The organism is Pseudoroseomonas ludipueritiae, from assembly GCF_014490445.1.
Taxonomy (GTDB): Bacteria; Pseudomonadota; Alphaproteobacteria; order Acetobacterales; family Acetobacteraceae; genus Pseudoroseomonas; species Pseudoroseomonas ludipueritiae.
The window spans coordinates 19,998-31,167 of record NZ_JACTUZ010000042.1; the positions used below are offsets into that span (position 1 = coordinate 19,998).

General features: G+C 68.7%; 7 protein-coding genes and 1 tRNA gene. All 8 read right to left on the minus strand.

The window, feature by feature from the left end; translation table 11 throughout:
- Positions 1 to 3: 3 nt before the first annotated feature.
- Positions 4 to 1,446 (minus strand): cytochrome ubiquinol oxidase subunit I, encoded by a 1,443-nt coding sequence (locus IBL25_RS11610; RefSeq protein WP_187778706.1) that lies wholly within the window; start codon positions 1,444 to 1,446, stop codon positions 4 to 6.
- A gap of 97 nt (positions 1,447 to 1,543) precedes the next feature.
- Positions 1,544 to 1,616: transfer RNA gene (locus IBL25_RS11615), tRNA-Lys, on the minus strand.
- A 73-nt stretch (positions 1,617 to 1,689) separates the two neighbouring features.
- Positions 1,690 to 2,265 (minus strand): peptidylprolyl isomerase, encoded by a 576-nt coding sequence (locus tag IBL25_RS11620; RefSeq protein WP_187778707.1) that lies wholly within the window; start codon positions 2,263 to 2,265, stop codon positions 1,690 to 1,692.
- Positions 2,266 to 2,273: 8 nt separating this feature from the next.
- Complete coding sequence (coaD, locus tag IBL25_RS11625; RefSeq protein ID WP_187778708.1) at positions 2,274 to 2,801, minus strand: pantetheine-phosphate adenylyltransferase; 528 nt, start codon at positions 2,799 to 2,801, stop codon at positions 2,274 to 2,276.
- Positions 2,794 to 5,490: a DNA gyrase subunit A gene (gene gyrA / locus IBL25_RS11630; RefSeq protein ID WP_187778713.1), complete on the minus strand. Its 2,697-nt coding sequence runs from the start codon at positions 5,488 to 5,490 to the stop codon at positions 2,794 to 2,796. The genes coaD and gyrA overlap by 8 nt, the downstream gene beginning before the upstream one ends.
- Positions 5,491 to 5,687: 197 nt before the next feature.
- Positions 5,688 to 7,466 carry a fructose-specific PTS transporter subunit EIIC gene (locus IBL25_RS11635; protein ID WP_187778709.1) on the minus strand — a complete coding sequence of 593 codons (1,779 nt, stop codon included), beginning with the start codon at positions 7,464 to 7,466 and terminating at the stop codon, positions 5,688 to 5,690.
- A 42-nt stretch (positions 7,467 to 7,508) separates the two neighbouring features.
- Entirely contained in the window at positions 7,509 to 8,468 is a 960-nt protein-coding gene (locus IBL25_RS11640) for a 1-phosphofructokinase family hexose kinase (RefSeq protein WP_187778710.1), read from the minus strand.
- Positions 8,458 to 10,956: a phosphoenolpyruvate--protein phosphotransferase gene (ptsP, locus tag IBL25_RS11645; protein WP_187778711.1), complete on the minus strand. Its 2,499-nt coding sequence runs from the start codon at positions 10,954 to 10,956 to the stop codon at positions 8,458 to 8,460. Before ptsP ends, IBL25_RS11640 begins: the two co-directional genes overlap by 11 nt.
- Between the last annotated feature and the right edge of the window lie 214 nt (positions 10,957 to 11,170).

Here is an 11,170-nt window from a genome sequence, read left to right on the forward strand (position 1 = left end):
TCCTCAATGGCGCTGCTGGGCTGGCCGCGGGTCGGCTTCGCCCCGGCGGTGCAGCTGCGGTGGGCCCGGGGTAATACCGGCCGTGCGGATGGGCTCGGCATCCTCCGGGCCGTGCTCAGCCTCATGCGGCGGATGGGAAAAGAGCTTGAAGATATAGAGGGTGCCGGCGCCGAAGACGATGAAATACACCAGGATGAAACCCAGCAGCGAGGCACCCACCGCCGGCGCCTCAAGCGGAGAAACGCTGTCGGCCGTACGCAGCAGGTTATAGACGGTGAAGGGCTGGCGCCCGGCTTCCGTGGTGATCCAGCCGGCGGTGACGGCGATCAACCCGGCCGGCCCCATGGCAACGGCCGCCCGGTGAAAGAGCGGCGTGGTGTAGAGCCGCCCGCGCCAGCGCAGCCAGAGCGATACCAGACCCAGCAGCGCCATCAGCGTGCCGATGGCCACCATGATGCGGAAGGACCAGAAGACCAGCGGCACATTGGTCGGGCGCTGGTCGGGCGGCACATCCTTCAGCCCCGGGGTCTCGCCATTCCATTCATGGGTCAGGATCAAGGCTGAAAGGCGCGGGATCTCGAAGAGCACCCGTGTCTCCTCCGCCTCCATGTCAGGCTGGCCCAGCACGATCAGCGGTGCGCCACGCTGCCGTTCCCAGTGCCCCTCCATGGCGGCGACCTTCTGCGGCTGGTGCTCCAACGTGTTCAGGCCATGCATGTCGCCGATGAAGATCTGGATCGGCGCCACGATGGCGGCCATCCACATGGCCATGGAGAACATGGTGCGCGTGCGCTGGTTCCGCTCATCCCGCAACAGGTGGAAGGCCGCCACGCCGCCGACAATGAAGGCCGTGGTCAGGTAGGCGGCGGTGACGGTATGCGCCAGGCGGAAGGGGAAGGATGGGTTGAAGACAGTCGCCCACCAGTCCTCTGGCATGAAGCGGCCATCGGGGGCGACGCTGTAGCCGGCCGGCGTGTGCATCCAGGAATTGGCCGACAGGATCCAGAAGGAGGAGAAGAGCGTTCCGGCGGCCACCAGCAGCGTCGCCAGGAAGTGCAGCTTCTTCCCGACCCGCTCCAGCCCAAAGAGCATGATGCCGAGGAAGCCGGCTTCCAGGAAAAAAGCCGTCAGCACCTCATAGGCCATGATCGGGCCGAGGACATTGCCGACATGGTCCGAGAAGCGGGCCCAGTTGGTGCCGAACTGGTAGGACATCACCACGCCGGAGACGACGCCCATGGCGAAGGCAATCGCGAAGACCTTCAGCCAGTAGCGGAAGAGGTCGAGGTAATGCGGGCGGCCCGTGTAGAGCCACAGCCCTTCCAGCACCGCCAGGAAGCTGGCGAGCCCGATGGTGAAGGCCGGAAACAGGAAGTGGAAGGAGACGGTGAAGGCGAACTGAAACCGCGCCAGATCAAGCGCTGAGGGTAGCCAGTCCCAACCCATCGCGAACCTCCACCGAGCGCGCCATCACTGGCGGGTTACGGTGATAATGGAGGTGAGGCGCGAGCGTTGCGGCCTGATGGCGGGAATGCAAAGGGAATGTGCCCGCTGGGACTCGAACCCAGGACCCCATGATTAAAAGTCACGTGCTCTACCGGCTGAGCTACGGGCACAAATGAAGCAGGCCGATGCGGGGGAGAAACCCTCGCATCGGCCTTCTGTCAAGCCGGAGGCTTCAGAAAAGCCTCAGGCGGCGTCGGCGGCGATCTGCGCCTTGATCAGCTTATCGGCGGGCGCCGGCACCATGCCGCTGCTGCCCTGGCCGCGCTTGATCTTGTCTACCACGTCCATGCCGGAGGTCACGCGGCCCCAGATGGTGTACTGGCCATCCAGGCTCGGCGCCGGAGCAAACATGATGAAGAACTGGCTGTTGGCCGAGTTCGGGTTCATCGTGCGTGCCATGCCGCAGGTGCCGCGCAGGTAGCGCGCCTTGGCCGGCGGGCTGAACTCGGCGGGAAGATCGGGAAGCTGGCTGCCACCCGTGCCGGTGCCAGTCGGGTCACCGCCCTGGGCCATGAAGCCCTCGATCACGCGGTGGAAGGGCGTGCCGTCATAGAAGCCCTGGCGCACCAGGGTCTTGATGCGCTCCACATGCTTCGGCGCCAGCTCGGGCAGCAGCTGGATGGTGACGCGGCCATCCTTCAGGTCGAGGTAGAGCGTGTTTTCCTTGTCGACCGTGCCCTGGGCGGCGGCGTCGTTGGTATCGGTCATCATGATCCCCGTGGCGGCGATGGTGCTGGCGAGAAGAGTGCGTCGCTGCATGCGCGTGTTCATTCTCCTGGGTGCTGCCGCACACGCTCCAGCGTGCGTTGCAACGTGAGGCGCGGCACGAAGGTGGAGATGTCACCTCCCAGCCGCGCGATCTCCTTCACGAAACGGGAGGAGATGAAATGGTTGCCTTCGCTGGCCATCAGGAAGAGCAATTCGATCTCCGGGTCCAGCCGGCGGTTCATGCCCGCCATTTGGAATTCGTAGTCGAAATCGGTCACGGCGCGCAGCCCGCGGACGATCACCTGCGCGTCAACCTCGCGCGCGAAGGAGACCAGCAGGCTTTCGAAGGGCACGACTTCGATGATGGTGCCGGTCTGCGCCGCGATAATCTCAGCCTCGGCACGCACCAGCTCCACCCGCTCCTCCAGCGGAAAAAGCGGTCCCTTGCCGATGTTCTTGGCCACGCCGATCACCAGCCGGTCCAGGATGCGCGCGGCCCGGTGGATGATGTCCAGGTGCCCATTGGTCACCGGGTCGAAGGTGCCGGGGTAGACCCCTGCCCTCAGGCGCGGGTGCGGCTCAGCCATCGGTGCTGTCCGCCTCATCCACGCCCTGCTCCTCAACCACGGTGAAGCAGGAGGTCACCCGCTCACCGTCATTGAGGCGCAGCAGCGTGACGCCCATGGAGGAGCGGCCGGTGATGCGGACCTGGTCCACCGGCATGCGGATCAGGCGGCCATTGTCGGTCACCAGCATCACGTCATCGCCGCTGCGCACCGGGAAGGTGGTCACCACCTCGCGGCCCGTGCGCTGGGTCAGCGTGATATTGGCGATGCCCTGCCCGCCACGGCCGGAGACGCGGTACTCATAGGCCGAGCTGCGCTTGCCGAAGCCGCCGTCCGTGACCGTCAGCAGGATTTCCTCGGCATCCTCCATCTCCGCCGCCTTCTCGGCCGGCAGGGCGATGTCGCCGGAAGCCTCGGTTTCCTCCTCGATCTCCGCCGGGGATTCGGCCTCGTCGCTGCCGTTGCGGCGCTTCTGGGCCGCCAGCTTCAGGTAGGCGGCACGCTCATCCGGCGTGGCCTCGACATGGCGCAGCACGGACAGGGCGATTACCTCATCTCCCTGCTGGCCCAGCTTGATGCCCCGTACGCCCGTGGAGTCGCGCCCCGCGAAGACGCGTAGCGTTTCAACATCGGCGATGAAGCGGATGGCGCGGCCCTGGCGGGTCGCCAGCAGCACGTCGTCGCCCTCGCGGCAGGTCGAGACGCCGATCAGGCTGTCGCCCTCGTCCAGCTTCATGGCGATGAGGCCGGAGGAGCGGACGTTCTTGAAGTCGGAGAGCCGGTTGCGGCGCACATTGCCCTGCGCCGTGGCGAAGACCAGGTGCAGGTTCTCCCACAGGCTTTCGTCCTGCGGCAGCGGCAGCACGGCGGTGACGCCTTCCTTCTCCTGCAACTGCAGCAACTGACGGAGCGAGCGGCCACGCGCGGTGGGCCCAGCCTCCGGCAGCTTCCAGACCTTCTCCCGGAAGGCGATGCCCCGGCTGGTGAAGAACAGCACCCACTGGTGGGTATGCGCGTTGAAGGAGCGCACCACCACGTCGTCCTGCCGCGTCCCCGCCGCGCTGCGTCCGCGACCGCCCCGGTTCTGGGCGCGGAACACGTCCAGCGGCGTGCGCTTCACGTAGCCATCGCGCGTCAGGGTCACGACCATCAGGCCGGGCTCCACCAGGCTCTCGTCATCCTGGTCGGCAATGCCGTCCACGATCTCGGAAAGGCGGGAGGAGGCGATCTGGCCGCGCACGGCGAGCAGCTCCTCGCTCATCAACTCCATGCGGCGCGGATGGGAAGAGAGGATTTCCAGCAGCTCGCGGATGCGGCCGGCGACCTCGTCCAGCTCGGCGGTGATCTTCTCCTGCTCCAGCCCGGTCAGGCGGTGCAGGCGCAGTTCCAGGATGCCACGCGCCTGGGCTTCCGTCAGGCGGACGGTTTCGTTGACCACCTGGTTGCCGGCATCGTCCACCAGCGCCAGCAGCGGCGCGATGTCGCCCGCTGGCCAGTCCCGCGCCATCAGTGCGGCCCGCGCGGCTGCGGCATCGCTGCTCTCGCGGATCAGCTTGATGACCTCGTCGATATTCGCGACGGCGATGGACAGGCCGATCAGCAGGTGCCCGCGGTCCCGTGCCTTGCCCAGCCGGAAGCGGGAGCGGCGGAGGATCACTTCCTCACGGAACTTGATGAAGGCCTTCAGCGCGTGGATCAGCCCCATCTGCACGGGGCGGCCCTCATCCAGCGCCAGCATGTTGACGGCGACGGAGGTCTGAAGCTGCGTGTAGCGATAGAGGTGGTTCAGCACCACCTCCGGCGTCGCATCCTTCTTCAGCTCGATCACGATGCGCAGGCCGGAGCGGTCGCTCTCGTCCCGCAGGTCGCTGATGCCCTCAAGCTGCTTGGTGCGCACGAGGTCGGCGATGCGCTCGATCAGCGAGGACTTGTTGACCTGATACGGGATCTCGGAGATCGCGATGCAGCCGCGGCCGCCGCGCATCTCCTCCACCTCGGCGCGGGCGCGCAGCACGATGGAACCGCGCCCTGTCTCGAAGGCGGAGCGGATGCCGCTGCGGCCGATGATCAGCGCGCCCGTCGGGAAATCCGGCCCGGGGATGATCTTCATCAAATCATCCAGCGACGTGTCCGGCTCCGCGATCAGCTTCAGCGTCGCGTCGATGACTTCGTTCGGGTTGTGCGGCGGGATGTTCGTCGCCATGCCGACGGCGATGCCGTTGGCGCCATTCACCAGCAGGTTGGGGAAGGCAGCCGGCAGCACGCGCGGCTCATCCGCGCTTTCGTCGTAGTTGGGCTGGAAATCGATCGTATCCTCGTCGATCCCCTCCAGCAGGGCCGTCGCGGACTTGGCGAGGCGGGCCTCGGTGTAGCGCATGGCCGCCGGCGGATCGCCGTCCATGGAGCCGAAATTGCCCTGGCCATCGATCAGCGGCACGCGCAGCGAGAAGGTCTGCGCCATGCGGACCATGGCGTCATAGATCGCGCTGTCGCCGTGCGGGTGATACTTACCCATCACGTCGCCGACGACGCGGGCCGACTTCTTGTAGGGCTTGTCGTTGGTGAAGCCGTTCTCGTTCATCGAGAACAGGATGCGCCGGTGCACCGGCTTCAACCCGTCCCGCGCATCCGGCAGGGCGCGGGAGACGATCACGCTCATCGCGTAAGCGAGGTAGGAGCTGCGCATCTCCTCCTCGATCGCGATCGGCATCTGGCCTTCGGGCGACGGGATGCTGTCTTCCGGCGGGACGGAGCCGTTGTCGCTGTCGCTCACTTAGTCTTCCTATTGGCAGCGGGCATGGAGGCCGGGAGGGACGAACCCCTCCCGCCTCCTCCCGGAATCGTCCTGCTTTATACTATGGCCGCTGCCCGGAGCCAAATCCGTGCCCTGGCCCAGGAATGCCCAGCTCAGGCCTGGACCTCGGCCACCGGCGAGCCGCGCTTGAGCACCGCCAGAACCAGTCCGGTGACCACCGCACCAGCCACGATGGCCACCAGATAGCCGAGCGGATTGCCCACCGCGCCCGGGATGCCGACCACGAAGATGCCGCCATGCGGCGCCCGCAGGGTGCAGCCCAGCCACATCGACAAGCCCCCGGCCAGGGCCGAGCCAGCGACCAGCGCGGGGATGACCCGGACCGGGTCCTTCGCGGCGAAGGGAATGGCGCCCTCGGTGATGAAGGCCGCTCCGAGAACGGCCGCCGCCTTGCCGGCATCCCGCTCCTCCTGGCTGAAGCGGTTGCGGGCGATGAAGGTGGCCAGGGCAACGCCCAGCGGCGGGGTCATGCCGGCCGCCATGATGGCCGCCATGGGCGCGAAGGTCTCCGTCCCCAGCAGGCCGACCCCGAAGGCATAGGCCGCCTTGTTCACCGGCCCGCCCATGTCGGCTGCCATCATCGCCCCCAGCAGCAGGCCGAGCAGCACGGCATTGGAAGTACCCATGCCCTGGAGGAACTGCGTCAGCCAGGCCAGGGCGGCCGCGATGGGTGTCCCCAGCACGTAGATCATCAGCAGGCCGGTGACCAGCGAGGCCAGAAGCGGGATGACCAGCACCGGCTTCAGCCCTTCCAGGCTCTCCGGGAAAGGCAGCCTGTCGCGCAGGAAGCGCGCCACGTAACCGGCCAGGAAGCCCGCCGCGATACCCCCGAGAAAGCCCGCGCCCACCGCATTGGCCAGCGCGCCGCCAACGAAACCCGGCGCCAGCCCGGGACGATCGGCGATGGAGAAGGCAATGAAAGCCGCCAGCACCGGCACCATCAGTGCCAGGGCCGATTGCGCGCCGATCTGGAACAGGGCCGCTGGGAGGCTTCCCTGCACCTTGAAAGCCTCGATACCGAAGGCAAAGGAGAGCGCGATGCAAAGCCCGCCGGCTGTCACCAGCGGAATCATGTAGGACACGCCGGTCATCAGGTGCTTGTAGACGCCGGGCGCCTGGGTCGCCTTGGCCGGAGCCGGTGCACCGGAAGCCTGGGCAGCCCCTGCCAGCGGTGCCGCGGCCAGGGCGCGGTTGATCAAGCCCGACGCATCCTTCAACGCATCGCCCGTGCCAACCGTGATCAGGCGCTTGCCCGCGAAGCGGGAGGTATCCACCCCGGTATCGGCCGCGATCACCACCGCATCGGCAGCCGCGATCTCCTCGGGCGTCAGGGCATTCTTGGCGCCAACCGAGCCCTGGGTTTCCACCCGCATGCTGTGGCCAAGCCTGGCCGCGCCTTTCTCCAGCGCGGCCGCCGCCATGAAGGTATGGGCGATGCCGGTGGGGCAGGCCGTGATGGCTACCAGCTTCTTGCCTCCCGCAGGCACCGCCGACGCTGCTGGCGCTTCGGGTGGCACCACAGGCGAAGGTGTTGTGGAAAGGACCGTAACCGCAGGCTCGGGAGGGGCCACTTCGGGGAGGGACAAGGCGCGGCGAAGCACCTGCTCCGGCCGGCGAATGGCATCAATGACCGTGACTGTCGTAACTGGACGCCCCTGCTGCCCCGGTTCAGGGGCCTCGCCCACCAGCAGCACGGCATCCACTTCACCGGCTGGCGCCGGTTCGTTACCGGTGTCCAGGGCCAGCGCGACGCCGGCGCGCCGGGCGGCGTCGCGCAGCGCCTCGGCCGCCATGGCGGCATGGGGCGCACTGGCAGGATGGCGAATGACGCCGAGCAGCCGGGGCGTGCCGGAAGACGGTTCAACGGACATCGGCGTGATCCATGGCGGGAGGCGTGGAACGGGCACGAATGCTCATAGCGGCGTGACCTCAGCCGCAGCGGCGAGCCGCTCGATCTCGGACAGGAGCGGCACCCCGCCCCCGGCCGCGCCGACATCGCGGGACACAGCGGCGGCGGCGCAGCCGGTGGCCAGCCGGGCCGTGCCCTCGGCATCCAGCCCCCGGGCCAGGGCGGCGGTGAGCCCCGCCACCATGGCATCGCCCGCCCCCACCGTGGTGGTCAGCGCCACCTTCGGCGGGCGGGCCCAGAGCGTTGCGTCCGGCAGGACAAAGAGCGCACCGGCGCCGCCATCGGAGACCACCACCTGCTCGACACCCCGGGCCCGCAGTTCCAGTGCTCCCTCTATCAGGGCAGCACGATCCGGCAGAGGCCGGCCCAGCAAGGCAGAGAGTTCCGCGCGATTCGGCTTCAGCAGGGCCGGGCCGGCCGGCAGCGCGGCTTCCAGGGCGGGGCCGCTGGTATCCAGCAGCAGCTTGCGGCCATCGGCGGCAAGCGCCTGCATCAGCGAGGCCCAGGCATCCACCGGCAGCCCGGGTGGCAGGCTGCCCGACATCACCACGATCTCTGGCGCACGGGCTGCCAGGCGCGCCGCAATTTGCCGCAAGGCTTCACCGGAAGCCTGTGGCCCAGCCGGGTTGATGTCTGTCACCTGCCCTGCTTCGGTTTCCACCAACTTGACGTTGATGCGGCATCGGCCCGGCAGCGGCACGAATTCACTGGCAATGCCGAAAGGCCGCAGGAAAGCCTCGAAAGCGGCGACATCGCCCTCGCCCAGTAACGCGGCAGCCAGGGAAGGCTCCCCCAGCACCGAGAGCATCACCGCGACATTCACGCCCTTCCCTGCCGGCCGCAGCTCGGCCGGGCCAGTGCGGTTCACCTCGCCCGCCTGCAGCCGGGGCATCCGGATCGTCAGGTCCAGTGCGGGGCTCAGCGTCACCGTGGCGATGCGCGGTGTGGCGGCATCAGGCGGCATCGGCGAGTTCCAGCAGGCCAGGCAGCATGCGAACCTCGGCCGCCGTGCCACAGCTCAACGCCTGCCGCGCCACCTGGGCGGCCTTGGCCATGCTCAATGCCCGGATCTGCGCCTTCAGCGCCGCCACATTAGGGATGGAGACGGAGAGTTCATCCACCCCCAGCCCCAGCAGGATCGGCGCCGCCATTGCGTCGGCCGCCATGTTGCCGCAGACGCCGACCCAGCGGTCGCGCGCATGGGCGGCGCGCACTGTCATGTCGATCAAGCGCAGCACGCCTGGATCCAGCGCATCGGACCGCGCGCCCATGGTGGGATGCAGGCGGTCCACAGCCAGGGTGTATTGCGTCAGGTCGTTCGTGCCGATGGAGAAGAAATCCGCCTCTTCCGCCAACTGGTCAGCCATCACGGCAGCCGAAGGCACTTCCACCATGATGCCCACTTCGATCCTGGGGGCATCCAGCGCGGCGCGTTCCTTCTCGATCAGCACACGGGCCGCGCGCAGGTCATCCAGCCCATCCACCATGGGCAGCATCAGCTTGATGTCGCCATGCCGCGCCGCCCGCAGCGCCGCGCGCACCTGGGTGCGGAAGAGTTCCGGCTCCGCCAGCGAAAGCCGCAGCCCACGCAAGCCCAGAAAGGGATTGGCTTCCACCGGGTGCTTCACGAAGCGCAGCGGTTTGTCGCCACCGGCATCCAGGGTGCGCAGCACCACCGGCAGCCCGCCGAAGCCTTCCGCCAGGCGGCGGTAGAGATCGAATTGCTCCTCCTCCGAAGGTGGCTCGGCCCGGTCGTGGAACAGGAACTCGCTTCGCACCAGCCCTGTGCCCTCCGCTCCGGCGGCGACGGCATCCAGGGCTTCCTCCGGCCGGCGCACATTGGCGGCGACCTCGATGCGGTGGCCATCCCGTGTCACGGCCGGGCGGAAGGCCGCCTGCCGCGCGGCGGCCGCCCGGTCCTTGCCGCGCGCCATGGCGGCCTCGGCGGCGGAGAGGGCCATGTCATCGGGATTCGGGTGCAAATGGCCCCGGTCGCCGTCCAGCACCACCGGGGTACCATCCGGCAGCGCCAGCACCGCCGCGCCGGCCGCGACAACAGCCGGAATGCCCATGGCACGGGCCAGGATGGCGGTATGCGCCGTGGGCCCGCCCGCGGCCGTGACCATCCCCACCACTTTCGTCGGGTCCAGATTAGCGGTTTCCGAGGGCGTCAGATCCTCCGCCGTCACCACCGCACGGTCCGGCAGCGCCACAGCCTCCTGCCCCGGCCCGGCGATCTGGCGCAGCACGCGGCGGGCCACATCCTTCAGGTCGATGGCACGCGCGGCGAGCAGGGCATCCCCCACGCTGGCGAGCGCGGCGGCGCGTGCTTCAGTGGCATCCCGCCAGGCGGCGGGGGCGGAAGCGCCCCGGGCAATGGCGGCATGGGCTTCCGCCACCAGCTCTGGGTCGTCCAGGAACTCGGCATGGGCGGCGAAGATCTCGGCATGCTTCGCGCCGATGCGCGATGTCATCTCCCGCGCCACGTCCTGCAACTCGGACCGGGTAGCGGCTAGGGCGGCATCGAGCGCGGCGGTTTCGGCAGCGGCATCGGCGGCGGTCTCGGCGAAGCCAGCCGCTTCCGAGCGGAAGCGGTGCAGCACGCCGACAGCGACACCCGGGCTGGCAGGCAGGCCAGCGATGGTACCGGGCCCGGCCGGCAATGGCTGGGACGGCACGGGCGGGGGCGCATCCACCGGCCCGGCTGGCTCGGCATCGTCATCGCCCAGTCCTTCGGCGAAGGCCGCCCGCAGCGCCACCATGGCCGCCGCCGCATCCGGGCCATTGGCGGTCAAGGTCAGCTTCGCCCCTGGGCCGGCGCCCAGTTGCAGCAATGCGATCATGCTGCGCGCATCCGCCCGGCGCCCCTCAAAAGCCAGCGTGATGGTGGAGCGGAAGCTCTTCGCGAGCTGCGTCACGGCTCGCGCCGGGCGGGCATGAAGCCCTGCCGCGGCCGGGGCCTGCACCTCGGCGCTCAGCCCGCCCCCGGCCATGGCTGCCATGACTGACCCGGCCTGTGGCAGCGGCGCCTCCGGGTCCAATGCGCGCAGGATATCGGCCGCGTCGGCGGTGGTGGCCAGATGCCGCGCGAGTTGTTCCTCGCCCAGCACTTCCGTCAGGCGGCGCAGCACGGCGATGTGCTCGTCCCCCTGCGCCGCGATGGCCACCACGAGGTAGACGATGTCATCGCCGTTCCAGCGCACGCCGCCTGGCACCTGCAGCACGGCGATGCCGGTCTGGGCGATCATGCCGCGGTCGCCCCGCTGCCCGTGCGGGATGGCGATGCCATTGCCAAGGAAGGTATCCGCCTCGCCCTCCCGCCGCAGCATGCTCTCGGCATAGCCGGGCTCGATGGCGCCGGTTTCGACGAGAAGCTGCGCGGCCTGCCGGATGGCAGCCTCCTTATCTCCCGGGCTCGCGCCCAGGCGGATGCGTTCACGGGAAAGGATCACGGCGGAAACGGTTCCTGTGCCTTAGGCAAACGGGCGTGGCCCCTGCCATTCCTGACAGAGGCTCAACGCTAATCCGGCATGATGGATGCGGCCCAGGCTTTAGAAGGGGATGTCGTCGTCCAGGTCGCTGCCGCCGCCCTTCGGCGCATCCCAGCCGCTGCTGCGCTGCGGCTGACGGGCCGGCGCACGCTCGCCGCCGCCGCCGCCGCCGCCG